The organism is Parahalioglobus pacificus (assembly GCF_014652275.1).
GTDB classification, from domain to species: Bacteria; Pseudomonadota; Gammaproteobacteria; order Pseudomonadales; family Halieaceae; genus Parahalioglobus; species Parahalioglobus pacificus.
Window position 1 is genome coordinate 789,433 of the sequence record NZ_BMYM01000002.1, and the last position, 25,709, is coordinate 815,141.

Sequence of the window (25,709 nt, forward strand, 5' to 3'; positions counted from 1 at the left end):
TTACTCCGGTTTGGGTTTGCGGCGTCTGGCCCTGGGGTGTGCCGCATCGTAGACCTTGGCCAGGTGCTGGAAATCCAGATGCGTGTATATCTGCGTTGTGGCGATATTCGCGTGCCCCAGTAACTCTTGTACGGCCCGCAGGTCGCCACTGGATTCCAGCATATGGCTGGCAAAGGAGTGCCGGAGCATATGGGGGTGAACATCCTGGCGCATGCCCGCCTTGCGGCCCAGTAATCGCAGGCGCGCCTGAATAGAGCGCTCGCTCAATCTGCCGCCACGGCTGCTGGTGAACAGGGCGTCGGCGCAGTCGCTGTCGGGTGCCAGGGCGGGGCGCTGCGCCAGCCAGTTATCGATGGCGGTTAGCGCGGCTTGTCCCACCGGTACGGTGCGTGTCTTGCTGCCCTTACCGGTGACAGTTACAAGTCTGCCATTACGATCGATATCGTGAATGTTGAGCGAGCTCAGCTCAGCCAGGCGTAGCCCTGACGAATAGAATAGTTCGGCAATAGCCAGATCTCGCAGTCCCAGCGGGCTGTCGTCGCTCTTACTGAGGAAATGATCTAACTGATCCGCATCCAGCGTTTTCGGCAGCTTGCGCGGTTTGCGCGGCGCCTGCACCGCCGCGGCTGGGTTGCGAGGCTGTCCAGCCTGACGCCCGAGGTGGTTGTATAGGGAGCGGCATGCGGAGAGGCTGCGCTGAATACTGCTGCCTGCCAGGCCTTTGCGGTGCATGCCGGTTACCCACTGGCGAATGTGGCTCTCCTGCACGGCATCGGGCTCATAAAGGCCAGCAGCGTCACAAAACAGAAGCAGGGCATTCAGGTCACGTTGATAGTTGGTCAGGGTATGCGGCGAGAGCTGGCGAACCTCGCGCAGGTAGGTCAGAAATTCCCGGATGGCGGCGCCAAGGGCGGATTCTGTCATTGGCGCCTCAGGCGTGTCCGTCCCGTGGCAAGTGGGCCATGCATCGCACGAGCACATCGGCGATGTGGGTCAGGAACAGTGTGCCCATGCCGCTGTGATACCGCTGGGCGTCCGAGCTGCCCACCGCGACGACGCCCAATTCCTCGCCGGCAACCAGTGGTACCACCGCTGCAGAGCCAATATCGCCTGCATTGGGGAACAGGTAGCCCAGTTCCTCTTTGCGCAGCACGCCACACATGGGCTTGCGGCCCTTGAGGATAGCGCCGATCTCGATGCGCGCGCTGTCTGCTGTTTCCAATCGGCAGTCGCCCTCACTGCCGGGTTCGCCGAACAGTATCAGGCTGGCATGCTCCACCTTGAAGTCCTGTTCCATGCTGACAGTGAAAGCCTTTGCCAGGTTCTCGCGATCCCGGGCTTCCAGCAGTGTAAGAACGAGGTGGCGTGTGTTTTCGTACAGTAAGTCGTTGTCGCGTGCGTTGGCTGTGAGTGCGTTGAGGCGATGGCGCATCTCTACGTTGCGCTCGCGCAGTACGCTCACCTGCTTTTCCACCAGGGATACGGCGCTGCCAGAGGCGTGGGAGATGTGAAGGTGGTCCAGCATGTCAGGGTGGCGCTGGAAGAAGTCGGCGTGCTCCTTGAGGTACTCGCGTACCTGGTCCTCATCCAGTTCGTGCTCGGCGGCGACCGCCTGCTCATTCGTTCCCGACATAATTTCCCCTGGCTTACGCGGTGGGCTTTTGACCCTAGATTTTTATGCTGCCCTCATAAACGACGGCGGTTGGCCCGGTCATGAGCACTTGCTCACCGTCGCCCGGCCATCTGATGGATAGCTTACCGCCGGGCAGTTCAACTGTCACTGTGTCACTGAGCCAGCCCTGGCGGATACCGTGCACTACGGCAGCACAGGCTCCGGAGCCGCAGGCCAGGGTTTCGCCCACGCCGCGCTCAAAGACGCGCAGGCGAATGTGGTTATCGGCAACCACCTGCATAAAGCCGGCATTGGCGCGCTCGGGGAAGCTCGAGTGAGCCTCGATGCGTGGACCCAGGGTTGCCACAGGCGCGGTGTCTACATCGTCTACACGCAAAATGGCGTGCGGGTTGCCCATGGACACAGCACCGACGTCCAGGGTTTGATCGTCAATAACCAGCGGGTATAGCGCCTGCTGGCTATCGGCCTCGATGGGCACCTCAGCGGGTGCGAGATGGGGGACGCCCATCGCCACTTCCACCTGCTGCTTGTCGATCATGCGCAGTTCCAGCTCGCCTGCGCTGGTCTCAACCCGTAACACGCGCTTGCTGGTGAGCCTGCGTTCGCGCACAAAGCGGGCAAAGCAGCGCGCACCATTGCCGCACTGGCTGACCTCTGAGCCGTCGGCGTTGTAAATGCGGTAACGGAAATCCACATCCGGATTCTCGGGAGGCTCGACGACCAGTACCTGGTCACAGCCGACGCCGAAGTGCCGATCGGCCAATTTGCGAATATCGCGGCTACGCAGCCGGGCACGCTGGCTGACCAGATCGATGACGACGAAGTCGTTCCCGGCGCCATGCATTTTGGTGAAGTGCAGGATCATAAGGCTTAGTCTGGCAGGCGGTGTTCGCCGCGCAGCAGGTCCGCCAGGGTTTCGCGTTCGCGCACGGCGAAGTGCCTGTCACCATCAACCATGACTTCGGCTGCCCGGGTTCGAGTGTTGTAGTTTGAGCTCATCACAAAGCCGTACGCCCCGGCCCCGGCGACTGCCAACAGGTCACCTTCAGCGAGGTTCATGCCGCGGTCTTTGCCCAGAAAATCTGCGGTTTCGCACACCGGTCCCACCACATCCCAGGTGGCGTCGATGCCGTCGTTACGTTGGTGTACGGGTTGTATGTCTACCCATGCCTGGTATAGCGCGGGGCGGATAAAGTCGTTCATCGCTGCATCCACCAGGGCGAAGTCATTACCCGGTGTTTGCTTCAGGTACTGGACTTTGCACACCAGTATGCCGGCGTTGGCAGCGATGGAGCGGCCGGGCTCGAACATCAGTTCCAGGTTGCGGTCGCCCACTTCCGCCCGAATGGCAGACAGGTACTCGGCGACACTGGGCGGCTGCTCATCGCGGTAGGTGACGCCCAGGCCGCCGCCCAGGTCGAGATGACGAATAACAATGCCTTCATTGGCTAGTGAATCGATCAGTGACAGCAGGCGGTGCAGGGCATCAATGAAGGGACTTATCTCTGTTAGCTGGGAGCCGATATGGCAATCCACGCCGACGATGTCGATATGCGCGAGCGCCTTTGCCTGCCGGTACACATCCACGGCCTGACCCATGTCCACGCCGAACTTGTTCTCTTTCAAGCCGGTGGAAATGTACGGGTGTGTTTTTGCGTCTACGTCGGGATTCACGCGTATTGAGACCGGCGCTGTCTTGCCGCACTCGCCCGCTACGGTGTTGAGCACTTCCAGCTCGGCCGCGGATTCCACGTTGAAACAGCGGATGCCCAGGTCCAGCGCGCGGCGCATCTCATCAGGCGTCTTGCCTACACCTGAGAATACTATTTTCGCGGGATCGCCACCGGCGGCCAGTACGCGCTCCAACTCGCCGCCAGAGACAATATCAAAGCCTGCGCCTCGACGGGCCAAGACATCGAGTACGGCAAGGTTTGAATTGGCTTTTACCGCGTAGCACACCAGATGCGCGCAGCCTTCTAGCGCACTGTGATATTCATCCAGTGCCTGCTCCAGCGCGGCTCGGGAGTAAACAAACGTGGGTGTGCCGTAGTGCTGGGCGATTTCCGCCACGGGCACGGCTTCAGCCAGCAGTGCGCCGTTCTCGCGGGTAAACATGCTCATGAGGCGTTAGTTGTCCGAAGAGTCCTGTGCAGGGGGCGGTTCCGGTGCGGGTGGCTCCGGGTAATACAGCGGCCCAGTCTGGCCACAACCGGCAAGCAGCAAACACGCCAGCAGGCTGTGGATCAGCACAATTCTCATTGGGGACGTCCAAGTCGTAAAACGCCGAGTATAGCGTCCGCTAGTTTCCCTTGCGAGTGACGCCTATCATAGGCTGCTCGTTAAGCGCCTAGCGATTGTGATGCACGCCAGAACTCCTACATTATTCCGTTATGGCCCTACAGTCATGGTCGCCCTGTTGGGCTTGAGCGTGGCGAGGTCTGTACTGGCCGTTGATCCGCTGTATGTCAAAAACCTGTCACCCGTGGCCGGGCTGCTGGGCCTGCCGTCGCAGAGCAGTGCCCGCGCGGTGGACGGTTGGCAGGGCAATCTGCACACCAGCATTGCCAGCCACTACGTTCTCGACGATGCCTCTGGCGAGTCGCTATTGCTGGACGGGGAGACATTGCGTCTGGCGCTGGATCTACGCGTGTGCTTTGCCGAAAACTGGACGCTTGCCCTTGAGGTGCCCTGGCAGCAACAGTCGGGGGGGAATCTCGACAGCATTATCAATGGCTGGCACGACTTCTGGGGCATGTCTGACGGTGGCAGGTCTGATGCGGAAGACGACCAACTCGAGTACCGCTACTTGTCGGCGGACACCGGTTTTGGTCTGGATGACGACACGTCAGGCCTGGGTGATATCACACTGTCACTGGCGTACACCTTCCACCAGAGCGATACCGCAGCGGCGTCCGTGGCGCTGGGTTATAAAGCGGGTACCGGTGATGAGGACGATTTTCAGGGTAGCGGCGCTGATGATGTGTTTGTTGCGCTGCGCTTTGGGGGTGAGCACCTTACCGACCTGCCACTGAGTTGGTACGGGCAGCTGGGCTATCTGTACGCTGACGACAGTGACCTGCTGGGGCCGCGGCAGGAAAACAATCTCTGGTTTGCAGGCGTGGGTGTCGATTGGCGGGTCAGTGAAAACTGGTCGCTGTTGGCGCAGTTAGACGCCAATGCCGCGCCGCTGGACAGCGACATTGATGCATTGGGGACGGATGCGATCTTGTTGTCGCTAGGTGCGCGCTGGCAGGTGGCCTCCCAGTGGCAGCTGGACTTCAGCTTTGTGGAGGATGTTCAGGTCGAGACCGGCCCGGATATCACTTTCCAGGCCAGCGTACGTTACACGCCCAAATAATAAGGCCGCCGGTTCACGGCCTCCGGTTTTCGTTGCCGCTCTAGGTGCGCTCTGCAAGGCGGGCCAGGGCGCGATCACAGGCTGCACTCACCTGCGCAGGTGCGGTGCCACCCAGATGGTCGCGAGCCTGTAACGAACCCTCCAGGGTGAGTACCTCAAACACATCTTCGCCAATGTCGCTGTGGAAACCCTGCAGGGTTTGCAGTGACATCTCAGAGAGATCCAGATTCTCCGCCACGCCGTGAGCAACGGCCTTGCCAACCACCTCATGTGCATCCCGGAAGGGCAAGCCCTTGCGCACGAGGTAGTCCGCCAGATCGGTGGCAGTGGAGAAGCCCCGGCGGGCGGCTTCGCGCATGGGTTCGGGGCGCGCCTTGATTGCGGGTACCATATCGGCGAAAGCGCGCAGTGAATCCAGTACGGTATCGACCGTGTCGAACAGCGGCTCTTTGTCCTCCTGATTGTCTTTGTTGTAGGCCAGGGGTTGGCTTTTCATCAGCGTCAGCAGCGAAATCAGGTGACCGTTGATGCGGCCCACTTTGCCGCGCACCAACTCTGGCACGTCGGGGTTTTTCTTTTGCGGCATGATGGAAGAACCCGTGCAGAAACGATCAGGCAGCTCGATAAAGTTGAATTGTGCCGATGTCCACAGCACCAGCTCTTCCGACATACGCGACAGGTGAGTCATCAGTAGGGCAGCAAAGCCACAGAATTCGATGGCAAAATCGCGATCAGACACGGAATCCAGCGAGTTTTCGGTGGGCTTGTCGAAGCCCAGTGCTGCGGCGGTCTGCGCCCGGTCTATCGGGTAGGTAGTGCCGGCAAGTGCAGCTGCCCCCAGCGGCGACTGGTTCATGCGTGATCGGCAATCCTGCAGGCGACCGTAGTCACGTTCCAGCATCTCGTTCCAGGCCAGCAAGTGGTGCCCAAATGCCACGGGCTGCGCGGTCTGCAGATGAGTGAAGCCGGGGATCACAGTATCATTATGCTGCGCTGCCAGTTCGATGGTGCCTCGCTGCAGCCGGGTCAGTTCACCGGCTATGGCATCAATCGCGCTGCGTAGATAGAGGCGAATGTCGGTGGCGACCTGATCATTGCGCGACCGTCCTGTATGAAGCTTTTTGCCCGTCACCCCGATCAGCTGTGTCAGGCGGGCCTCGATGTTCATGTGAACATCCTCCAGCTCCACTGACCACTGGAATGCGCCGGAGGTGATTTCTTCGCGAATCTGGTGCAGCCCTTGCTCGATGCTGGCGAGCTCATCCGCACTCAGGATACCTACGCTCTGCAGCATGCTGGCATGAGCCAGTGAGCCATCGATATCTTCGTTGGCCATGCGCTGGTCGAAATCGACCGATGCCGTGAAGCGTTGTACGAAGCTGTCGGTGGCCTCGCTGAAGCGGCCGCCCCAGAGTTTGCTGGTGTCCTGCTTGTCACTCATGCTGCTTGTGTTCCCAAGTGGTAGTGCCGGCATCGGCTGGATCCGCAAGCGGTGAGGCAGCAGACTTGTTCGCCGGGGTCAAAGGGTGCAAGTATACCACCGGGCAGTGCAGGAACAGGATGCTATGGCGGCCATTGACGGCCAACAGTCACCACCATTGACGGTGCGCAACAGCGGTGAACTTTTCGTTCCCGACATCTGCGCGCCGCGCCCGGTGTTTATCATGGTGCTGCTCGCCGAGCTTCTGGTGCTGGTGTACACGCTGGCGAACAGCAGCCTGCCAAACTTCGACTGGGAGCTGCTGGCCCTGTGTTCGCTGTTTACGCAGTGGGTAGTGCTGCTTTGCGCAGCCACTATTTGCCTGCTGCGCAGTGCGTTCACGCGGCTGAGCCTGGTGGCCACTGCAGCCTGCTGTCTGGCCGTGATTGCACTGGTTACGGCTGTCAGTTCCTATCTTGTTACCGTTGCTGTGGCAGATTTCCCGCCGGTGGGTTCTGCGTACTGGTGGGTGTTTCGTAACGTGCTTGTTGCCTGGTTGCTGGGTGCACTGGTGCTGCGTTATTTTTACCTGCAACAGCAGATTACCCTGCGCGAGCGAGCGGAGTTGCAGGCGCGTCTCGATTCCCTACGCGCGCGCATCCGGCCACACTTTCTATTCAACACCATGAACAGCATTGCCAGCCTGATCGATGCTCGCCCGCGGGATGCGGAGCGCGCTGTGGAGGATCTTGCTGAGTTGTTTCGTGCCAGCCTCAACGATCGGGATTCCGAGCACACGGTGGGCGATGAACTCAGGCTGTGCGAGGTGTATCTCGGTATAGAGAAGTTACGTCTGGGTGAGCGGCTCCAGTGCGAATGGCAAGTTGATGAAGCAGCGCGAAGCCTGCCAATGCCCTCGCTGTTGCTGCAACCGCTGGTTGAGAATGCTGTGTATCACGGTATTGCACCGCGCGCCGAGGGAGGCGTGATCCGCGTTGCGGTGGCGCTCCGCGAGCAGCGAATAGCGGTGGAGGTCACCAACCCGATTCCCGAGCGTGGCGGGCATAGCGATGGCCATCACATGGCCCTATCAAATATCGAGCAACGGCTGCAGGCCCTCTATGGGACTCAGGGGTTGCTCCAGAGTGAGGCCACAGAGGCCGCTTACCGCATCACGCTCTCTTACCCGGTGACGCCGTGAAAATTTTGGTAGTGGACGATGAGCCGCTGGCCCGCCAGCGATTGGTAAGGCTGCTGGCGTCGCTGCAGCCCGACGCTGAAACCGAAGAGGCGGCCAATGGCGAGTCTGCCCTGGCATTGGTGGCACAGTGCCAGCCCGACGTCCTGTTGCTGGATATCCGTATGCCGGGTATGGATGGAATAGCGGTTGCGGAGCAACTGGAAACTTTGCCGGAACCGCCCGCGGTTGTGTTCTGCACGGCCTATGATGAGTACGCCCTAGAGGCACTGCGGCACGAGGCCGTTGCCTATTTGCTGAAACCCGTGCGGGAGGCGGAGCTGGCGCGTGCGTTAACCCGTGCCGGGCGCGTGAATCGACTGCAATTGGCTGCCCTGAGGCCTGACGATAAGCAGGGTGCCCGCACGCATGTTAGCAGTCAGGGTCAGCGCACCGTTGAGAGCTTGCCGGTGAATGAGGTGCGCTGCTTTATCGCGGGGCAGAAATATGTCACTGCGTACGGCAGCGAACAGCAGCTGTTGCTTCCGGACACGCTGAAGGACCTGGAGCTTGAATTTTCAGACAGTTTCGTGCGCGTGCACCGCAACGCGCTGGTCTCGCTCAGGTATATACAGCGACTCTCACGCAGTGACGACGGTTGGGTCGTGGAGTTGGCGCAGTGCGATTTGAGACCCGCCGTCAGTCGCCGTCATTTAGCGGCGGTAAAGGAAAAGCTGGTTAAGCGCTAGCAGCAGCACTGGTATCATCTGCGTCCCTGATTCGGATTTTGCCTATGTCTCGCTCTCTGGTGATTGCCACTCGCGAAAGCCCACTGGCCCTGTGGCAGGCCAACCACGTTAAGGCTGCGTTGGAACATGCGCACCCCGACCTTGCAGTCACGCTGTTGGGTATGACCTCTCGCGGGGATCAGCTGCTAGATGTCCCCTTGGCCAAGGTGGGCGGCAAGGGGCTGTTTGTAAAAGAGCTGGAGACTGCCCTGCTTGATGGCAGTGCCGACATCGCTGTGCACAGCATGAAAGATGTCCCCATGGCATTTCCGGATGGGCTTGGCCTGGGCGTCATCTGTGAGCGTGAAGACCCCACCGATGCCTTCGTCAGTAATGAATTCGACGCCCTTGCGGCCTTGCCCGCAGGCAGTGTCGTCGGCACCTCCAGTCTGCGGCGGGAATGCCAGTTGCGTGCTCGCTGGCCACATCTCACGGTGAAATTTTTGCGCGGTAATGTGAATACTCGCCTGGCCAAGCTGGATGCGGGGGAATACCACGCGATTATTCTTGCCAGCGCCGGGCTCAAGCGTCTGGGTTTTGCCGAGCGCATTAGGGACAGTCTGCAGGTAGAGGACTCTCTGCCTGCCGGTGGTCAAGGCGCTGTCGGCATTGAACTGCGCAGTGATGACACCGCCACACTCGAACTGTTGCAGCCGCTGCATAATGGTCCTACTGCCGCTCGCGTGACTGCCGAGCGCGCAATGAACCGGCATTTGAACGGCGGTTGTCAGGTACCAATTGCCTGCTATGCCGTTATTGAGGGAGAGCAGTTGTGGCTGCGTGGACTTGTGGGTCGCCCGGATGGCTCCCAGATTCTGCGCGCGGAGGGCAGAGCGCCCATGGCACGGGCCGAGGCCCTGGGCGTGGAAGTGGGTGAGGCGCTGCTGGCCCAGGGTGCAGCCGCTATTCTGGCCGAGGTCTACGGTGACTGACACCGCCGTGCTGGTTACCCGGCCGGCGGGGCAGAGCCTGGGGCTTTGTCAGCGTCTGTCGGCTGAGGGGCTGCGGGTGGTAGAGCAGCCCATGTTGACGCTACAGCCATTGCAACCCCTGCCTAAAGGCAGCCACGCGGCGGTACTTCAACTGGATAGCTTTCAGCACATTATTTTTATCAGCGCCAATGCGGTGCACTTCGGCTTTGACGCCATTGGGGACTATTGGCCGCAGCTGCCGGTGGGTATTCATTGGTACGCGATCGGGGAACGCACTGCCGCACTGGTTGGCGAGCAGGGTATGGACGTGCTCTCACCGGGCCAGGAGATGACCAGCGAGGGTCTATTGCGACTGCCGAGCTTACAGTCAGTGAGCGGTGAAAAGGTGCTGATTGTGCGAGGCAAGGGCGGTCGCCAGACGCTGCGCGATACTTTATTAGAGCGCGGCGCCAACGTTTCCAGTCTTGTTTGTTACCGCCGCAGCCCCCCGGAGATTTCGCCGGAGGAGCTGGCGCAGCAGCTGTCCGTAGAGAGTGTGGCCGCGGTAGTGCTGACTAGCGGTGAAGGTCTGGCCAACTTCACCCGATTGCGTCCCCCCGGTGAAACTACTAACTTAACAGCATTAACGCTGGTGGTGCCGTCGGCACGAGTGGCGCAGGAGGCCCGGGAACTGGGCTGGCAGCAGGTGCTGACCGCCCGCAACGCCTCTGATGACGCAATGGCAGAGACGGTATTGGCCTGGCGAGATAACAAGGGGATGCACGCGTGAGTGACAGTGACAGGGATGAGAACAGCGTCACCGCTGTGACAATGGCTGAGGGCGATACGGCGTCTAGCGTTGATGCGACCGTGAATGAGCCATCACCGTCACCCGAGGTAAAACGGCGTGGTGGCTTTATAGCCTGGCTGGCTCTGCTGCTGGTAGTTGGGCTGGGGGGCGGTGTTGCCTGGCTTGTCGATCAGGCCATGCAGCGTTCGGCCGTATTATCTGAGCGTCTTGCCGCATTGGAGACAGCGGATTCAACCGAGCGCGACAGTATTGAATCTTCGCTGGCCGCTCTGGAGGCTCGTCTCGAACAAGCGGGTGCGGCGCGCTCTACCGAATTTCAGGGCGAGGTGTCAGCACAGGCTGCGCGTCTGCGCCAAGTAGAAGAGGGCCTTGCTGAGCAGCGCTCAGAGCTCACCCGTTTCACCGCCGCCGACCGGGAAAGTTGGTTGCTTGCCGAGGCCGAGTATCTACTGCGGCTGGCGAACCAGCGTCTGCTAATGACCGGTGATACGCAGGCAGCCGCTGCGCTACTTGCGAGCGCAGATGCTGTTATTAAACAGATGGAGGATCCGGCGCTTTTGTCTGTGCGCGCTGCATTGGCCACGGATATTGCCGCTGTGCGGGCAGTGCCCCAATTGGATATCGAGGGCCTGTATGTGCGCCTGGGGGCTCTTATCAACCAGGCGGATTCGCTGGCCATCTTCGAACTGCCCGAGCTGGATGCACCACCGCCCCCTGAGCCGGCTGACGATTGGCAATCCCGATTGGCGCAGGGCTATGAGGCAGCGCTGGCCAAACTGTCCGACTACATCATCATCCGCCGTCGCGATGTGCCCATGCAGGCGCTGATGGACCCCCAGTGGGAAGGTATGGTGAGGCAGAATCTCCGGATGCTACTGGAACAGGCCCAGGTTGCACTGTTGTCTGGCAATCAGTTCCTCTTCACCGAGAGTCTCGGTCGCGCCCAGGAGTGGGTGGCGCAGTTCTTCGAATCTGACGAAGCCGCAGCCCGGGCGCTCTCAAACGACATTGCCCGAATGCGCCAGGAAACCGTGCAGGTCGATCTGCCCGATGTGTCAGGTTCCCTGCGTGAGTTGCAGGCCGCAATCAGCCGCCACAACGCTGCCAAGGGAGCACCCTGATCATGCGCCGGGTCTTCGTTTATGCCCTGATTGCGCTATTACTGGGCGTGGCGGTGGTCGCCCTGATTGAAACCGACCCTGGGTATGTGCTGGTGGCTTACGGTGACCTCACCCTGGAGAGCAGCCTCTGGGTGGCACTGCTGTTGTTGTTGGTGTTCACGGTCTCGATTTACCTGATTGTGCGCACCTTTCGCCGGCTATTAGCTGGCCAGCATTCCCTGGCGGGCTGGATGATAGGGCGCAAGTCGCGCCAATCGGCGCGGCTGACCAATCGCGGGCTGATCAACTTCATCGAAGGCAATTGGCAGAAGGCCCGCCGGCAGTTGCTGCGCGGTGCCAGCCACAGTGATGCGCCCTTGCTGAATTATCTGGTTGCTGCGCGCGCCAGTCATCGCCTGGGTGAGCAGGATAAGGTTCGCGAATACCTGGGCGCGGCGGAGGCTACCGATTCCCAGGCCGGCATCGCCGTTGAGCTGACACAGGCGGAGATGCGTTTGGCGTCGGCCCAATATGAGCAGGCCCTGGCGACATTGGTTCGCGCCCGGCGTAACGCTGGCCGTCATCCCTATGTTCTGGACCTGTTGTGTCAGGCCTACCAGGGTCTGGGTGACTGGGAAGAACTGGCGCAACTGTTGCCTGAACTTCACAAGTACAAAGTCTTTCCTGCGGAGACGCTTGAGTCTTTGGAACAGCAGGTACAGGTTCAGCGTCTGGAGAGCAGTGCTACCGGCGATGAACCTGCGGTTAGCTTGCAGCGCTACTGGGGCGGTCTCTCCGCTGCCCAGAAGAAACACGCAGGACTGCGCCAGCGCTACGTTGAACAGTTGGAGACCGTGGGCGCCAGTGCCGCTGCCGAGAAAGTCATTCTGCGCGGGCTAAAGCAGCAGTGGGATTCAGGCTTGGTGGCATTGTACGGTCGCTTGGAAACGGAGCACGCCGAGCGTCAGCTCGCACAAGCGGAGGCCTGGTTACCCGAGCATCCTGAAGACCCGGACTTACTGCTATGCCTGGGCCGGCTGGCTGCGCGTCAAAGTCTGTGGAGTCAGGCACGGGATTATTTTGAACGCTCGGCCCAGCTGCGCCCCGATCAGGAGACTTATTCCGAGCTGGGTAGGCTGGTGACCGCCATGGGTGATACTCGCGCCAGCAGCGCGTACTTTAATGAAGCCCTGGCTTTGTCATCCCAAAATTTGCCGGCATTGCCGCTGCCAGAGAAACCCCTGCCAAAATCACACCGCCTCTCCAGTCAGGACTAGCGCGGCCGCTTAGTCGATACCCAAATCGTCCCAAAGCGCGTCAACGCGCGCTTTAACCTCTTCATTCATGGTGATGGGCTCGCCCCATTCGCGGGTCGTTTCACCCGGCCATTTGTTGGTCGCATCAAAGCCGACTTTTGAGCCCAGACCTGCCACGGGTGAGGCGAAGTCCAGGTAGTCGATGGGTGTATCCTCAATGAATACCGAGTCGCGCTTGGGGTCCATGCGCGTGGTCATCGCCCAGATCACGTCTTGCCAGTCGCGCGCATCGACGTCGTCATCGGTAACAACCACAAACTTTGTGTACATGAACTGGCGCAGGAACGACCAGGTGCCCAGCATCACACGCTTGGCATGCCCCGGGTATTCCTTACGCATGGTGATTACTGCCATGCGGTAGGAGCAGCCCTCGGGCGGTAGATAGAAATCCACAATCTCGGGAAACTGCTTCTTCAGAATCGGAACAAATACTTCGTTCAGCGCCACACCCAATATGGCAGGCTCATCCGGCGGTCTGCCGGTATAGGTGCTGTGATAAATGGGTGCCTCACGGCTGGTGATGGCTTCTGCAGTGAACACAGGGAAGCTCTCCACTTCGTTGTAGTAACCGGTGTGGTCACCGAAGGGGCCCTCATCGGCCATCTCACCCGGTTCCAGATACCCCTCCAGGATGTACTCGGAGTTGGCAGGTACCTGCAGGCCGTGGTTGCGACAGGTGTCGGTGACACACTCCGCCAATTCGGTTTTGGCGCCGCGCAGCAAGCCTGCAAATGCGTATTCGGATAGGTTGTCCGGCACCGGGGTTACCGCCCCCAGCGTGGTTGCCGGGTCTGCGCCCAGTGCAATAGCCACCGGATAGCGTTCGCCAGGGTGCTTAAGCTGCCAGTCGCGATAGTCCAGTGCGCCCCCGCGGTGGGACAGCCAGCGCATGATGAGCTTGTTCTTGCCAATCAGCTGCATCCGGTAGATGCCCAGATTCTGCCGTTCCTTTTCCGGCCCGCGGGTAATCACCAAAGGCCAGGTCACCAGGGGGCCGGCGTCCCCGGGCCAACAGGTTTGTATTGGGAGCTGGGTAAGGTCAACGTCCTCGCCGCGCTTCACATGGAACTGGCACACGGGGTTGCGCACCACCTTGGGTCCCATATTCATCACTTGCTTGAGAATGGGGGCTTTGTCCAGTGCGTCGCGCATGCCCTTGGGGGGATCGGGTTGGCGCAGGTAAGCCAACAACTCGCCAATGTCCCGCAGCGCATCCACGCTGTCTGCTCCCATGCCCAGAGCTACCCTCTCGGGTGTCCCGAAAAGGTTGGCCAGCACCGGAACGCTGTGCCCCTTGGGGTTTTCGAAGAGCAGGGCGGGCCCGCCGGCTCGCAGCGTGCGATCGGCGATCTCCGTCATTTCGAGATTCGGATCGACTTCTGTCGTGATGCGTTTTAGCAGTCCACGCTGTTCCAGCGCATCGATGAACTCCCGCAGGTCTCTGTACTTCACCGGCAGCGGCCCTGTGTGTGAAAAGCCGACACTATAACCGCTTTGCTGTTTGCGAGTGTGCTGAGGTTGGCGGGCAGCGCGCCAAATCCCTGTATAGTTGACTTCATGATTGCGCTTATCCCTATTGGTCTGGCACTGCTGGCCCTTTTCGCCTGGCTTGGCTTCCGACGTTGGCGAGATTGGTCGGTGCAGAGAAGACCCTTCCCCGAGGACTGGCTGGCACTACTGGAGCAGCGCCTACCGGTGTACCCCGCGCTTGACGCTGAACAGCAGCAGCGATTGCAGTCCATGATCAAGTTCTTCATTGATCGCAAAACCTTTTACGGCTGCGCCGGACTTGAGATTACAGACGAGATGCGGGTGATGATCGCTGCAGAGGCTTGTTTGCTGGTGCTCAATCGCGGCGGTGCCCTCTATCCGGCCTTGCAGTCTATCCTGGTCTATCCGGGCGCGTTTCGTGTAGAGCGTGAGCAGGCGCAGAGTGATGGCACCGTGTCATCAGGGCCTCATGGCCTGCTCGGTGAGTCCTGGAGTAATGGTAAGGTGATTTTATCCTGGGACGATGTGGCCAGCGGCGCTGCCGATTTCACCGATGGGCATAACGTGGTGTTGCATGAGTTTGCTCACCAGCTGGATGCTGAGTCTGGAAGCACCAATGGTGCCCCACCGCTGAGGCGCAACAGCTACCGGACCTGGGCCACGGTTTTCAGCGAGAACTTTGAAGATCTGGAAATGCGCAGCCTGCACGGCCTCAAGACGGTGATGGACCAATATGGCGCCACCAACCCAGCAGAGTTCTTCGCAGTGGCTACCGAGACTTTTTTTGAGAAGCCGCACCAACTTCATCAGCGCAGGCCGGATCTGTATCTGGAGCTGCAAACCTACTATCAGCTGGACCCGCGCCAGTGGTGCGTTACTGAGTCCGCGCACAAGCAGTCTCAGCAGTGAATGCGGCTTGTTCGCCTACAGCACCGCGAGGATGCTTTAGATAGCAGCGTGTCAAGAAGGTGCCTGCCAGAAAAGTACTGGGGCTCGACTGACAGAGAGTTTGGTGAGGTAGGTTACGGCGGGGTTGTGCCCGCCGTTGAGTAGCGGCGCGTTACTTACGCCTCATCGACAGGAAGAACTCGTCGTTGGTCTTGGTGTCCTTGAGCTTGTCGATCAGGAACTCAATGGCCGGTGTATCTTCCATACCGTGCAGCAGCTTGCGCAAAATCCACATGCGCTGCAGCTCTTCATCGCCGGTCAGTAGTTCCTCACGGCGTGTGCCAGAGGAGCGAATGTTAATGGCGGGGTAAACGCGTTTCTCGGCCACCTTGCGGTCGAGGTGCAGTTCCATATTACCGGTGCCCTTAAACTCCTCGTAGATCACCTCATCCATTTTCGAGCCGGTGTTGATCAGCGCGGTCGCGATGATGGACAGGCTGCCGCCTTCTTCAATGTTACGTGCCGCACCGAAGAAGCGCTTTGGGCGCTCCAACGCGTGGGCGTCAACACCACCGGTCAATACCTTGCCAGAGGAGGGGATCACGGTGTTGTAGGCACGCGCCAGACGCGTGATGGAGTCTAGAAGAATCACCACGTCGCGCTTGTGCTCCACCAGCCGCTTGGCTTTCTCAATCACCATGTCGGCAACCTGCACGTGGCGCGAGGGTGGCTCGTCAAAGGTTGAAGCAACAACCTCGGCCCCGCGAGCACCCACTGATCGTTGCATTTCGGTCACTTCCTCCGGGCGTTCATCGATCAGCAATACAATGATGTAGCACTCTGGGTTGTTGCTGATGATGGCCTGGGCGATGTTCTGCATCATGATGGTCTTACCGGCCTTGGGCGGCGCCACCAGCAGGCCCCGCTGGCCCTTACCGATGGGAGCGACCAGATCGATAATACGGCCGGTCAGGTCTTCTGAGCTGCCGTTGCCTTTCTCCAGTGCCAGACGCTCGTCCGGAAACAGCGGCGTCAGGTTTTCAAACAGTATCTTGCTCTTCGAGTTCTCAGGTTTGCTGAAGTTAACCTCACCCACCTTCAACAGTGCGAAGTAACGCTCGCTGTCCTTGGGTGGTCTGATCTTGCCCGATATGGTGTCGCCGGTGCGCAGATTGAAACGGCGAATCTGGCTGGGTGACACATAGATATCGTCCGGTCCCGCCAGGTAAGAGGAGTCTGCGGAGCGCAGGAAGCCAAAGCCGTCCTGCAGGATCTCCAACACGCCATCGCCGTAGATGTCCTCGCCGCTTTTTGCGTGGCGCTTGAGGATGGCAAAGATGATGTCCTGCTTGCGCGAGCGCGCCATGTTGTCCAGGCCGATATCCTTGGCGATATCAATCAGTTCCTGAGTGGACTTAGTCTTCAGATCGGTAAGATTCATAGAGGTAGAGGTTCTTCAAAGAGATGGGGGAGAGGTTTTGGAAATGCAATTATTGTGCTGCCCAGCCAGACGTGTGGCGACGTAATGAGCGCAAATGGTTTGGGGGTAGCGGTTGTTTTTATAGTCACACTGGCGTGCGACAGTCGAAATTTAGCACGGGGTCAGAAGGGCGTCTAGTGGTTTTTTGAAGCGCGCTATTAAGGCAACAGCGCGAGATGAGGCCGGCCAAAGTGGCCGGCCCGAAAGGCAATTAGATAACGCCCTGCACCCACTCTTCGAGTTGGGTTTTTGACAGCGCACCTACTTTGGTTGCTTCTGCGTTGCCACCCTTGAAGACGATCAGGGTGGGGATGCCGCGAATACCAAACTTGGGTGGAATGTCGGGATTGGCGTCAACATCGACCTTGGCAATTTTCAGCTTGCCGTCGAACTGGTCGGCCAATTCGTCCAGCACCGGTGCAATCATTTTGCAGGGGCCACACCACTCTGCCCAAAAATCTACCAGTACTGGAAGCTCTGAATTCAGTACTTCCTGATCAAACGTCGCATCGCTGACGTGTACGATCTTGTCGCTCATTGTCTTCTCCATCGTGCGGGCGATTGGGATCGCCGGTGTAAGTGGTGGCATGTTACCACCGGCTCTGCCGGCCTCAAGATTTGCCGCCAGAACGATTCGATATGCTCATATAGAAATTTGATCTAGGTCGGCGGTAATTTTACGGTGAACCGCCACCTTCACTGCCTGTCATACCGGGTTCTCAACTATCATGGGGCCATACCCCGCTAAAACAAGGGACTCCTGGTGAATAAAAAGCAAGTCATCGTGCTGGTGCTTCTGGCAGCTGCACTCTCTGGTTGGTTTTACTTCGATATTGGTAGCTACCTGCAACTGGATGTGGCCAAAGCCCAGTTGGGCGAGTGGCAGGCCTGGAAAGACGAAAACCCTGTGATAGCAGGCCTGTTGTTCTTTGCTGTCTACGTCGTGGTGACAGGGCTGTCGCTGCCAGGTGCGGCCATCATGACCCTCGCAGGTGGGGCGCTGTTTGGGTTCTGGTATGCGCTGGTCTTGGTGTCGTTCGCCAGTAGTGTGGGTGCGACCCTGGCGTTCCTGGTGTCACGTATCCTGCTCCGGGACTGGGTGCAGGGTAAGTTTTCACGTCAGCTGCGCGCGGTAAACGAGGGTTTTGCCAAAGACGGGGCCTTTTACCTGTTCTCATTGCGGCTGGTGCCGCTGTTTCCTTTCTTCGTGATCAACTTGCTGATGGGGCTCCTGCCCATTGGCGCGGCGCGTTTTTATTGGGTGTCACAGTTGGGCATGCTGCCGGCAACCGCTGTCTATGTGAACGCCGGCACCCAGCTCGGTCAACTGGAGAGCTTGTCGGGCATTATTTCAGCACCCTTGCTGGGCTCGTTCGTGTTGCTGGCCATTTTCCCCTTCCTGGCCCGCGCCTTGCTGTCACGTATTAAGGCCCGTCGTGCCTTTGCAGGGTTCACCAAGCCCAAGCAGTTCGATACCAATATGGTAGTTATAGGCGCTGGGTCAGCCGGACTTGTCGCATCGCTGATCGCGGCCACGGTGAAGGCGAAGGTGACGCTGATTGAGCGGGACCGTATGGGCGGTGACTGCCTGAACACCGGTTGTGTGCCCAGCAAAGCCATTATTCGCTCCGCACGTATCGCAGACTACATGCGCCGGGGCGACGAGTTCGGTCTTGCGACAGTCGAGCCGTCGGTAGATTTTCGCGCGGTGATGGAGCGGGTGCAGGGCGTGATAAAGCGTATTGAGCCGCACGACTCGGTGGAGCGCTTCACTGGTCTGGGTGTGGATTGCGTGCAGGGCGATGCCACCATCGTGTCGCCCTGGGAAGTGGAGGTGAACGGTCAACGAATCACCGCCCGAAACATTGTCATCGCCAGCGGTTCGCGCGCGCGTGTGCCGGATATTCCCGGGCTGGACACAGTGGACTACCTCACCTCGGACACCCTGTGGGACATTCGCGAAGCGCCCCGTCGCTTGCTGGTGCTGGGCGCAGGACCCATTGGTTGTGAGCTGGCACAGGCCTTCGCCCGACTCGGCAGCAATGTCACCCTCGCTACCCACAGCAGCCGATTACAGCCGCGCGAGGACGAGGATGTGTCATCGCTAGTGCACACAGCCTTCGAGTCACGGGGCATGACCGTGCATACAAGTTTTGAGGCCAAGGCATTCAAGCGCGACGGTGACAGGCAATACGGGGTCTTCGATACGCCGGCAGGCGAGGTTGAGCTGGAGTTTGATCAATTGCTGCTGGCGGTAGGTCGCACCGCCAACACCGAAGGGCTGAATCTTGAAAAGCTCGGTATCGGTGTGACGCCTGCCGGCACTCTGGAAGTGGATGAATACCTGCGTACCGCTGTGCCCACTATTTACGCCTGCGGTGATATCGCGGGGCCCTACCAGTTCACACACATGGCCAGCCATCAGGCCTGGTATGCCACCGTCAATGCGCTGTTTGGCCGCTTCAGGCGTTTCAAGGTGGATTATTCCGTGGTGCCCTGGGCTACTTTCACCGATCCTGAGGTTGCACGGGTTGGCTTGAGTGAAACTGAGGCCAATGCTCAGGGCATCGAGTATGAGGTGACCCGCTACGGTATCGACGATTTGGACAGGGCGATAGCCGATGGCGAAGACCACGGCTTTGTAAAAGTGCTTACCGAGCCCGGTCGCGACCGCATCCTGGGCGTCACAATTGTGGGTTACCACGCGGGCGAGTTGATCAATGAGTGGATTCTGGCGATGAAGTACAACATCGGCCTTAACAAGATTCTGGGCACCATCCACATTTACCCCACGCTCGGTGAGAGTAACAAGTTTGCCGCCAGTGAGTGGCGTAAGGCGCGCAAGCCCGAGGGTTTGTTGAATTGGGTAGAGCGCTTCCACGGCTGGCAGCGTGGCTGAGGACTGCTGGCACGTTTACCTGTTGCGCTGCAGTGACGGTACCCTGTACACCGGCATCGCCAAAGATTTGCAGCGCAGGCTACGCCAGCACAACGGAGAGTTAGCAGGTGGGCCGAAATACACCCGGGGCAGGCGCCCGGTCAGTTTGCTGTGGTCCTGCACGGCAGAGGATCGCAGCGCCGCCTCACGGCGTGAAGCCGCCATCAAGCGCTTGGACAGGGGCGAAAAACTAGCCTTGGCTGAGCGCTAGCTCCAGTGCTTCCTGCTGTTCAAGCCATTGCTCTTCCAGCGAATCACTCTCGGACTTCAGCTCTCCCTCACGTTGCAGCAACTCTGCCAGTTCCGTCTTACGCGAAACGTCGTAGAGGGCATTGTCGGCTAACAGCTGCTGCACTTCGGCGAGTGCCTTCTCCGTCTTGGCCATGGCAGACTCCGTTGCCTTAACCGCCTTTTGCAGCGGTCTCAGGCGCTCGCGCTGCGCAGCGGCCTGTTGGCGTTGGGATTTTTTGGAGCTATCGCGCTCGTCGGCAGTGGAGGGCGCTGCGGCATCACTCACTTCCCGGCTGAGGGTCCAACGCTCGTAGGCCGCCAGGTCATCCGACCATTCAGTGACGCGGCCATCATGCACCAGTGCCAATGTTTCAACAGTATTGCGCAGTAAGTGACGATCATGACTGACCAGCAGCAGCGCGCCCTCAAACCCTTGCAGCGCTACCTCCAGGGCATGGCGCATGTCCAGATCCAGGTGGTTGGTGGGTTCATCCAGCACCAATAGATTGGGGCGCTGCCAAACCACCATGGCCAATGCCAATCGGGCTTTCTCACCACCAGAGAAGGGGCGTATGGCGGTGGTTGCCGCGTCGCCACGAAAGTCAAAGCCACCCAGGAAATCCAGCATCTCCTGCTGTCGCGCGTCCGGGCTCAGGCGCTGCAGGTGCAGCAGCGGGCTGGCGTCCAGGTCCAGAACGTCCAGCTGTTGCTGGTCGAAGTAGCCAATGGCGCAGTGGGCGCCGGGTTGGCGTTGCCCGCTTAACAGCGCGAGTTTGCCGCTGAGCGATTTGAGCAGTGTGGATTTACCTGCGCCATTGCGTCCCAGGAGTCCCAGGCGATCACCGGGGCGGATTTGCAGGTCGACCTGTGTCAGCACACTGCGGTCCGTGTAGCCCAGGTCTGCCTCATCCAGCCTGAGGATGGGGTCGCTGGCGCGCTCGGGCGCCAGGAACCGGAATTCAAAGGGCGAGTCAAAGTGTGCGGGCGCGGCAATCTGCATGCGCTCTAACTCTTTCAATCGACTCTGTGCCTGCTTGGCCTTGGTGGCCTTATAGCGGAAGCGCCGAACGAAGTCTTCGATTTCGGCAGCGCGTCGCTGTTGTTTTTCAAAGCTGGCCTGCTCATTGGCAAGGCGTTGGGCGCGGTCGCGTTCGAAGTCGGAGTAGTTACCCTTGTAGGCATTCAATCGCTGACCTTCGATATGAAGCACGCGCTGGCAGGTTGCGTCTATAAAATCCCTGTCGTGGGAAATCAGCAGCAAGGTGCCCTCGTAGCGTCCCAGCCAATCCTGTAGCCAGAGTGTGGCATCCAGGTCCAGGTGGTTGGTGGGTTCATCCAGCAGTAGCAGCTCGGAGGGGGTCATCAGCGCCCGGGCGAGATTCAGGCGAATCCGCCAGCCGCCGGAGAAGCTGGTCACGGCGCGCTCGCCCGCGTCTTCCTCGAAGCCCAGACCACGCAACAGCGCCAGCGCCCGACGCGGGGCATCGTAACCATTGGCTGCATCCAGTGCCTGGTGAGCGGCAGCGGCTGCTTCAAAGTCACCACTGGCTTCTGCTTTTCGGCTTCGGTGAATCAGCGCTGCCACAGCTGCGTCCCCCCCGAGCACATAATCTGCCGCTGTTTCATCCGCAGCGTGGACCTCCTGCGCCATATGCGCAATACGCAGGCCCTGCAGCCCCTCAATGCTGCCAGTGTCGGCGCCCAGCTCGCCCAGCAGCATGGCGAACACGCTGGACTTGCCGCAGCCATTGGCGCCAATCAGTGCCAGGTGTTGTCCCGGCTGCAGGGTCACACTGGCTTCCGACAGCAAAAGCTTGCTGCCCCGGCGAATCGCGATGTCGCGTAGAATAATCATGGGCGCGCATTGTACTGCCAGCGCTGCCGCCACCTCTAGACAACTCGCAGGAAATCGATAGACGTGTCAGATCCCAATGCCAAAGCCAATCAAGGTGTCATGCTGGAAAATGATCTGTGGTCCTTTGCTACGCGGGTCTACGCAGCACCAGAGGTCGCCGCTGCTTGCCTCGCTGCGCAGGATGATTACTCCATCGACGTGAACCTGTTGTTGTACGGTGCCTGGCTCGGCAAGTCCGGTAAGCGTCTTGATAAGACCCACTTTGATGAAGCTGAGACTCGCGTCGCCCACTGGCGACAGCGCAGTGTTCAGCCACTACGGCGGGTCCGGCGATATCTCAAGGAGGTGCCGGGTGCTGAGGCATTGCGCCAGCGTGTTTTAGAGTTGGAGTTGTCAGCAGAGCAGCATCAACTGGGGCTGCTGTATGCCGGCGCAGGCAAGGCGAATGGCTTGAGCGAAGCGGGCAATGCACTGGCTCAAAATCTCCGGCTTGTATTCAGTGTCACAGCGGGGGAGTCGCCCGTATGGGAGTCCCTGTTCCAGCGCTTGCTGGCCGCGCTTTCGGGGGTAGCCGAGACAGAGACACAATAGTACTATCGCTCACTGCTGCCGCGTTTCGGTTCTTAACGTAATCAACTTTTCCTCTTTCTGGCCTGCATGGTGCCAGTGGGGGTGCTTGATGTTCAGCCCCGCGGTTTCGACTGAACTGTCACTTGGAAGGAATTATGAAAAAACTCGCTCTTCCCGCGGTTATCGCCGCAATGCTCGTAGGCCTGCAGGGCTGCAGCCAGGACTCTGGCTCCGGCGCAGACGCTGAGGTTGCACTGGATACACCCACCAAGCGTTTGAGCTACGGCTTTGCTTATCGTATGGGTCAGCGCATGGTCACCGACGGTATGGATCTGGATGCCGACGCCTACTCAGCAGGCATGCGTGATGCTATGGCAGGTACTGACTCACGTCTGACTGACGAAGAGATCAACGCCGAGATGGTTGCCTTCCAGGAGCGTATGGAAGCTGAGCAGCAGGCCAATGCCACTGCGCTCGCTGAGGCCAACGCAGCCGCAGCAGCAGAGTTCTTGGCAGCGAATGCACAGCGTGAAGGCGTGATCGTGACAGAGTCAGGATTGCAGTATGAAGTGGTCGAGGCCGGTGAGGGCGCACTGCCCGGTGCTGAAGACACCGTTGAGGTGCACTACCGCGGCACCTTGATCGATGGCACTGAATTTGATTCTTCTTATGGCCGCGGCCAGACCGTCACCTTCGGTGTGGGTCAAGTGATTGCCGGTTGGACAGAAGCCCTGCAATTGATGCCCGCCGGTTCCAAGTGGAAGCTGTACATTCCCTCTGAGCTGGCCTACGGCTCTGGTGGTGCAGGTCAGCTGATTGGTCCTAATGCTGCACTGGTATTCGACGTTGAGCTGATTGCCATCCCCAGCCAGGCTGCTGCCGAGGAAGGCGCTAGCGACGAGGCTGCCGCTGAGGCCAGCGAAGGCTAATTTGCCCTCAAACCGGCGCCGGTGATTCCACCAGGCGTCGGTGCGACTGATGCAGACCGGCAATCAGTCGGTCTTCCAGCACAAATCTTGATTCCAGCACTTCACCCAGGGCCGACAGATCTCGCGGCAAGGTCTCCGGGTAATTGCCGCCATCTCCATACTTCTCCTCATAGGCCAGGATGACCTCGGTGGTATCACCGATAGAGGGCATCAGTTGCACGGCCACATCTTTGCTGCCATCGTCGAATTGCTCCGCCTCTGCCAGCAACTCGTGGAAGACCTCGAAGTGTCCACTTGAGGTGTAATCAATCAGCCGTGTGCACAGCTCCAGTTGACGCTGTTTCAACGCGTCTTCAGAGCTCTGGATATCCAGAGACACAACCAGTTCGGTATAGCGGGTCAGCAGGCTGCGGCGCTCCGCCAGCCAGCGGGTAAGCAATTCGTCCACAGCGACAAACTGTGCGGTCGCATTCTCTTGTCTCTCCGGCATGGAAAGCGCTCCGGCTTGGATGAGTCCTCACTATACGGCTGCGGGCTCCGGCGCAGCAAGAGCACGCCACCGACGGACCTCCCCCATCAGTCGCGGGTAAAACGCGAGAAAAGCCGCCTCCATATCAGGCCGCAGGGCTCGCAGACTGGCGTCGGTATCGCGCAATGCGTTGCCGCGTTTTAAACGCTCTCCCACGCGGCTGGCGCTGCCCGCGATCATGTCCCATTCGCGGTAGCGCAGCAGTACGCCATGCTCCCTGAAACCGCGAATGGTTCGCTGGCTACGCGCATCCAACTGATGGCTTTCCCGTTCCAGTATGTCCAGGCTTTGCTCAGCAAAGTCTTCCAGCATGTCTGCGTGAAACTGGGTCCAGTGCAGGGCGAGAAAGTGATCGAAGGCCAGATCCAGCAAGATGCCGGCGTAACGACGCAGCGATGGCGGGAAGCGATTGCGAAGCCCGCCAAGCGCCTCGTCACTGTCTGTGAAGGCGTCAATGCGGCGATGCAGTCGTACGCCCAGAGCCAGCGGTTTCGGGAGGCTTTGTGACACCGGGCCTTTACGGTAGTCACCCTCAATGGCGCCGCACAGCAGGCCCGGGTCGGGCCATGCCAGGTGCAAATGCGCCAGATGATTCATGGGTGCTACAGGTGGTTGTATTGGTCGTAGAACTGATTGAGGTAGTCGGTAAAGCTCTCGGTGTCGGTAGCCGCTTCCAGCTCAGCCTGTGCCGTCAGTGAGCGCTGTGTCTCATCGTTGAATCGCGCCTGCGTCTCGGTGGATAGCTGACGACGACGGAAGTGTTGTGCCCACTCCTGGCTGTAAGCCATCGCCAGGCGGAAGAAAGGCAGATCCTTTTCGCGCATCTCCCGCAGTATGCGTGCAGAGGGCGTCAATTCAGGGTCGTCGATCTTGGCCCGCTGATCCAGCACCGCATTGCAATACCCCGACTCGTGATTGGCGGCATCCAGCAGCTTTGCTACGGGCTTCATGGCCTGCAGCAGCGACTGGCCCATTGCTGTTAGCGCCTGCTCGCCCTCTGCGGCCTGAAGGTTCAGACCGGGCTCGCGGCCGCGTGTCACCACTGCCTGCATGTTTGCGGTTTGGCGCGCGAGGTCCGCCTCGTCACAGTCGGGGCTGTCGGCCAACAGGCAATACAGCAGGAAGGTGTCGAGAAAACGGATTTGCTCGCCGTCCAGCCCCAGCGGGGTAAAGGGATTGACGTCGACACAGCGCACTTCAATGTACTCAATACCGCCGCGGCGCAGTGCCCCCAGGGGCGTTTCCCCGGAGCGGGCGACGCGCTTGGGCCGGATCGGGCTGTAAAACTCGTTCTCGATTTGCAGCAGGCTGTCATTGAGCTGCTCGTAGTTACCATCCTGCCCGCTCGGGAACTCGGCGTAGTCTGCGTGGGGCTGCATGATGGCAGAGCGCAGGGTGGTCACGTAGCGATCCAGTGAGTTATAGCAAACAGTCAGGTCTTTCTGGGCTGAGCTGTTGTAGCCCAGGTCGCCCATCCGCAGCGACGTACCGTAGGGCATGTGCAAGCTGCGGGCGTCGCCGTCGAAGGGCTGTAGGTCATGGTCGGTATTGCCGCGCAGGAAGCTGGCACAAACCGCGGGCGACGCGCCGAACAGGTAAATCAACAACCAGGAGTGGCGTTTGAAGTTGCGGATCAGGCCCAGGTAACGCTCAGTGATGTAGTCCTGGCGCTCACCCTGGCGGCCGTCGGCTTCCCAACACTTGTCCCAGAATGCTTCCGGCATAGAGAAGTTGTAGTGGATACCGGCGATGGTCTGCATGATGCGACCGTAGCGATGCCCCAGGCCCAGTCGATAGACTTTCTTCATGGTGGCGACATTCGAGCTGCCGTATTCCGCGACCGGGATACCTTCATCGCCATTAACGATGCAGGGCATGCTGGCGCACCACAGCGTTTCGTCATCCAGTTTTTGGTAGGTAAAGGTATGGATATCCGCCAGCGTTTCCAGACCCGACTGGATATTCGTATCCACCGGAGTGATGAACTCCAGCAGGGCTTCGGAATAGTCGGTGGTGATGAAGTCGTGCGTAAGAGCAGAACCCAAACCCCGCGTGTGCGGCGTTTGTGCCAGCTTGCCTTCTTCGTTCAGCCTGAGGCTCTCTTTCTCAATGCCGCGCTGAATGCCCGCTAGCAGGTGTGTGCTGTCGGGGTCGGCAAGCGCGTCCAGCGAGCGCTGCAATTGATCGGACAAGTGGTGCTCCTTTCCCTAGGGCTGGCCCGCTGTGCGGTTGGCAGGCAGGGTGCCGGCCAGCGTGCGGGGCAAGTGTATATGGCTGGACGGAA

25 protein-coding genes are annotated in these 25,709 nt (G+C 59.7%); 12 read left to right on the forward strand and 13 right to left on the reverse strand.

What is annotated here, in order from left to right; translation table 11 throughout:
* From xerC to lptM, 5 genes are read right to left on the reverse strand one after another with little or no spacing between them, the layout of a single operon-like run.
* Positions 1-924, reverse strand: a complete 924-nt coding sequence (gene xerC / locus IE089_RS12350; RefSeq protein ID WP_189478104.1) for a tyrosine recombinase XerC — start codon at positions 922-924, stop codon at positions 1-3.
* Between the two features lie 7 nt (positions 925-931).
* Entirely contained in the window at positions 932-1,633 is a 702-nt protein-coding gene (locus IE089_RS12355; RefSeq protein WP_189478105.1) for a DUF484 family protein, read from the reverse strand.
* 34 nt (positions 1,634-1,667) lie between these two features.
* Positions 1,668-2,498 (reverse strand): diaminopimelate epimerase, encoded by an 831-nt coding sequence (gene dapF / locus IE089_RS12360; protein WP_189478106.1) that lies wholly within the window; start codon positions 2,496-2,498, stop codon positions 1,668-1,670.
* 5 nt (positions 2,499-2,503) lie between these two features.
* Entirely contained in the window at positions 2,504-3,754 is a 1,251-nt protein-coding gene (gene lysA / locus IE089_RS12365; RefSeq protein WP_189478107.1) for a diaminopimelate decarboxylase, read from the reverse strand.
* A 6-nt stretch (positions 3,755-3,760) separates the two neighbouring features.
* A complete protein-coding gene (gene lptM / locus IE089_RS15715) occupies positions 3,761-3,892 on the reverse strand; it encodes an LPS translocon maturation chaperone LptM (RefSeq protein ID WP_229802744.1) in 132 nt (43 codons plus the stop codon).
* Positions 3,893-3,992: 100 nt separating this feature from the next.
* Between lptM and IE089_RS12370 the strand changes: the two genes are divergently transcribed.
* Entirely contained in the window at positions 3,993-4,991 is a 999-nt protein-coding gene (locus IE089_RS12370) for a DUF3187 family protein (RefSeq protein ID WP_189478108.1), read from the forward strand.
* A gap of 40 nt (positions 4,992-5,031) precedes the next feature.
* Here IE089_RS12370 and argH read toward each other — a convergent pair whose 3' ends face one another.
* A complete protein-coding gene (argH, locus tag IE089_RS12375; protein ID WP_189478109.1) occupies positions 5,032-6,432 on the reverse strand; it encodes an argininosuccinate lyase in 1,401 nt (466 codons plus the stop codon).
* A 124-nt stretch (positions 6,433-6,556) separates the two neighbouring features.
* On the opposite strand from argH, the gene IE089_RS12380 reads away from it, so the two are divergent.
* From IE089_RS12380 to IE089_RS12405, 6 genes are read left to right on the forward strand one after another with little or no spacing between them, the layout of a single operon-like run.
* A complete protein-coding gene (locus tag IE089_RS12380; protein WP_189478110.1) occupies positions 6,557-7,612 on the forward strand; it encodes a sensor histidine kinase in 1,056 nt (351 codons plus the stop codon).
* A complete protein-coding gene (locus tag IE089_RS12385; protein WP_189478111.1) occupies positions 7,609-8,337 on the forward strand; it encodes a LytR/AlgR family response regulator transcription factor in 729 nt (242 codons plus the stop codon). The genes IE089_RS12380 and IE089_RS12385 overlap by 4 nt, the downstream gene beginning before the upstream one ends.
* A 44-nt stretch (positions 8,338-8,381) precedes the next feature.
* Positions 8,382-9,308 (forward strand): hydroxymethylbilane synthase, encoded by a 927-nt coding sequence (gene hemC / locus IE089_RS12390; RefSeq protein WP_189478112.1) that lies wholly within the window; start codon positions 8,382-8,384, stop codon positions 9,306-9,308.
* Positions 9,301-10,077, forward strand: coding sequence for a uroporphyrinogen-III synthase (locus IE089_RS12395; RefSeq protein ID WP_189478113.1), 777 nt, complete (start codon positions 9,301-9,303; stop codon positions 10,075-10,077). Before hemC ends, IE089_RS12395 begins: the two co-directional genes overlap by 8 nt.
* Entirely contained in the window at positions 10,074-11,219 is a 1,146-nt protein-coding gene (locus IE089_RS12400) for a uroporphyrinogen-III C-methyltransferase (RefSeq protein ID WP_189478114.1), read from the forward strand. The genes IE089_RS12395 and IE089_RS12400 overlap by 4 nt, the downstream gene beginning before the upstream one ends.
* A 2-nt stretch (positions 11,220-11,221) precedes the next feature.
* On the forward strand, positions 11,222-12,475 hold the full coding sequence (locus IE089_RS12405; protein ID WP_189478115.1) for a heme biosynthesis HemY N-terminal domain-containing protein: 1,254 nt from the start codon (positions 11,222-11,224) through the stop codon (positions 12,473-12,475).
* Between the two features lie 9 nt (positions 12,476-12,484).
* On the opposite strand, the gene ubiD is transcribed toward IE089_RS12405, so the two are convergent.
* Complete coding sequence (gene ubiD / locus IE089_RS12410) at positions 12,485-13,966, reverse strand: 4-hydroxy-3-polyprenylbenzoate decarboxylase (protein ID WP_189478116.1); 1,482 nt, start codon at positions 13,964-13,966, stop codon at positions 12,485-12,487.
* 105 nt (positions 13,967-14,071) lie between these two features.
* On the opposite strand from ubiD, the gene IE089_RS12415 reads away from it, so the two are divergent.
* Entirely contained in the window at positions 14,072-14,914 is an 843-nt protein-coding gene (locus IE089_RS12415) for a M90 family metallopeptidase (protein ID WP_189478117.1), read from the forward strand.
* A 151-nt stretch (positions 14,915-15,065) separates the two neighbouring features.
* Here the strand turns inward: IE089_RS12415 and rho are convergent, their stop codons facing one another.
* The gene (rho, locus tag IE089_RS12420; protein ID WP_189478118.1) at positions 15,066-16,334 is read right to left on the reverse strand and encodes a transcription termination factor Rho; all 1,269 of its coding nucleotides are present in this window, start codon (positions 16,332-16,334) and stop codon (positions 15,066-15,068) included.
* Between the two features lie 250 nt (positions 16,335-16,584).
* Positions 16,585-16,911 (reverse strand): thioredoxin TrxA, encoded by a 327-nt coding sequence (gene trxA / locus IE089_RS12425; RefSeq protein ID WP_189478119.1) that lies wholly within the window; start codon positions 16,909-16,911, stop codon positions 16,585-16,587.
* A 225-nt stretch (positions 16,912-17,136) separates the two neighbouring features.
* Between trxA and IE089_RS12430 the strand changes: the two genes are divergently transcribed.
* Positions 17,137-19,272 carry a dihydrolipoyl dehydrogenase family protein gene (locus tag IE089_RS12430; protein WP_189478120.1) on the forward strand — a complete coding sequence of 712 codons (2,136 nt, stop codon included), beginning with the start codon at positions 17,137-17,139 and terminating at the stop codon, positions 19,270-19,272.
* The gene (locus IE089_RS12435; RefSeq protein WP_189478121.1) at positions 19,265-19,522 is read left to right on the forward strand and encodes a GIY-YIG nuclease family protein; all 258 of its coding nucleotides are present in this window, start codon (positions 19,265-19,267) and stop codon (positions 19,520-19,522) included. The genes IE089_RS12430 and IE089_RS12435 overlap by 8 nt, the downstream gene beginning before the upstream one ends.
* On the opposite strand, the gene IE089_RS12440 is transcribed toward IE089_RS12435, so the two are convergent.
* The gene (locus tag IE089_RS12440) at positions 19,502-21,397 is read right to left on the reverse strand and encodes an ABC-F family ATP-binding cassette domain-containing protein (protein WP_189478122.1); all 1,896 of its coding nucleotides are present in this window, start codon (positions 21,395-21,397) and stop codon (positions 19,502-19,504) included. The two genes, IE089_RS12435 and IE089_RS12440, sit on opposite strands and share 21 nt — an antisense overlap.
* 63 nt (positions 21,398-21,460) lie before the next feature.
* Between IE089_RS12440 and IE089_RS12445 the strand changes: the two genes are divergently transcribed.
* Entirely contained in the window at positions 21,461-21,988 is a 528-nt protein-coding gene (locus IE089_RS12445; protein WP_189478123.1) for a TIGR02444 family protein, read from the forward strand.
* 134 nt (positions 21,989-22,122) lie between these two features.
* The gene (bamJ, locus tag IE089_RS12450; protein ID WP_189478124.1) at positions 22,123-22,896 is read left to right on the forward strand and encodes a BamJ family beta-barrel-assembly machinery protein; all 774 of its coding nucleotides are present in this window, start codon (positions 22,123-22,125) and stop codon (positions 22,894-22,896) included.
* A 7-nt stretch (positions 22,897-22,903) separates the two neighbouring features.
* On the opposite strand, the gene IE089_RS12455 is transcribed toward bamJ, so the two are convergent.
* Genes IE089_RS12455 through gshA form a run of 3 tightly spaced genes read right to left on the reverse strand, consistent with a single transcriptional unit; the run spans position 22,904 to position 25,617 of the window.
* Entirely contained in the window at positions 22,904-23,386 is a 483-nt protein-coding gene (locus IE089_RS12455; RefSeq protein ID WP_189478125.1) for an Rsd/AlgQ family anti-sigma factor, read from the reverse strand.
* 30 nt (positions 23,387-23,416) lie between these two features.
* A complete protein-coding gene (locus IE089_RS12460) occupies positions 23,417-24,022 on the reverse strand; it encodes an acyl carrier protein phosphodiesterase (protein WP_189478126.1) in 606 nt (201 codons plus the stop codon).
* A 5-nt stretch (positions 24,023-24,027) separates the two neighbouring features.
* Positions 24,028-25,617, reverse strand: a complete 1,590-nt coding sequence (gshA, locus tag IE089_RS12465; RefSeq protein ID WP_229802745.1) for a glutamate--cysteine ligase — start codon at positions 25,615-25,617, stop codon at positions 24,028-24,030.
* Positions 25,618-25,709: the final 92 nt, after the last annotated feature.

Excerpts from the sequence above, each read along its gene's own strand:
- lptM (WP_229802744.1), bottom strand. The coding sequence starts at position 3,892 with ATGAGAATTGTGCTGATCCACAGCCTGCTGGCGTGTTTGCTGCTTGCC.
- IE089_RS12370 (WP_189478108.1), top strand. The coding sequence starts at position 3,993 with ATGCACGCCAGAACTCCTACATTATTCCGTTATGGCCCTACAGTCATG.
- trxA (WP_189478119.1), bottom strand. The coding sequence starts at position 16,911 with ATGAGCGACAAGATCGTACACGTCAGCGATGCGACGTTTGATCAGGAA.
- lysA (WP_189478107.1), bottom strand. The coding sequence starts at position 3,754 with ATGAGCATGTTTACCCGCGAGAACGGCGCACTGCTGGCTGAAGCCGTG.
- rho (WP_189478118.1), bottom strand. The coding sequence starts at position 16,334 with ATGAATCTTACCGATCTGAAGACTAAGTCCACTCAGGAACTGATTGAT.
- IE089_RS12405 (WP_189478115.1), top strand. The coding sequence starts at position 11,222 with ATGCGCCGGGTCTTCGTTTATGCCCTGATTGCGCTATTACTGGGCGTG.
- IE089_RS12355 (WP_189478105.1), bottom strand. The coding sequence starts at position 1,633 with ATGTCGGGAACGAATGAGCAGGCGGTCGCCGCCGAGCACGAACTGGAT.
- IE089_RS12380 (WP_189478110.1), top strand. The coding sequence starts at position 6,557 with ATGGCGGCCATTGACGGCCAACAGTCACCACCATTGACGGTGCGCAAC.
- bamJ (WP_189478124.1), top strand. The coding sequence starts at position 22,123 with ATGAAAAAACTCGCTCTTCCCGCGGTTATCGCCGCAATGCTCGTAGGC.
- xerC (WP_189478104.1), bottom strand. The coding sequence starts at position 924 with ATGACAGAATCCGCCCTTGGCGCCGCCATCCGGGAATTTCTGACCTAC.
- IE089_RS12440 (WP_189478122.1), bottom strand. The coding sequence starts at position 21,397 with ATGATTATTCTACGCGACATCGCGATTCGCCGGGGCAGCAAGCTTTTG.
- hemC (WP_189478112.1), top strand. The coding sequence starts at position 8,382 with ATGTCTCGCTCTCTGGTGATTGCCACTCGCGAAAGCCCACTGGCCCTG.
- IE089_RS12460 (WP_189478126.1), bottom strand. The coding sequence starts at position 24,022 with ATGAATCATCTGGCGCATTTGCACCTGGCATGGCCCGACCCGGGCCTG.
- IE089_RS12455 (WP_189478125.1), bottom strand. The coding sequence starts at position 23,386 with ATGCCGGAGAGACAAGAGAATGCGACCGCACAGTTTGTCGCTGTGGAC.
- IE089_RS12415 (WP_189478117.1), top strand. The coding sequence starts at position 14,072 with ATGATTGCGCTTATCCCTATTGGTCTGGCACTGCTGGCCCTTTTCGCC.
- dapF (WP_189478106.1), bottom strand. The coding sequence starts at position 2,498 with ATGATCCTGCACTTCACCAAAATGCATGGCGCCGGGAACGACTTCGTC.
- argH (WP_189478109.1), bottom strand. The coding sequence starts at position 6,432 with ATGAGTGACAAGCAGGACACCAGCAAACTCTGGGGCGGCCGCTTCAGC.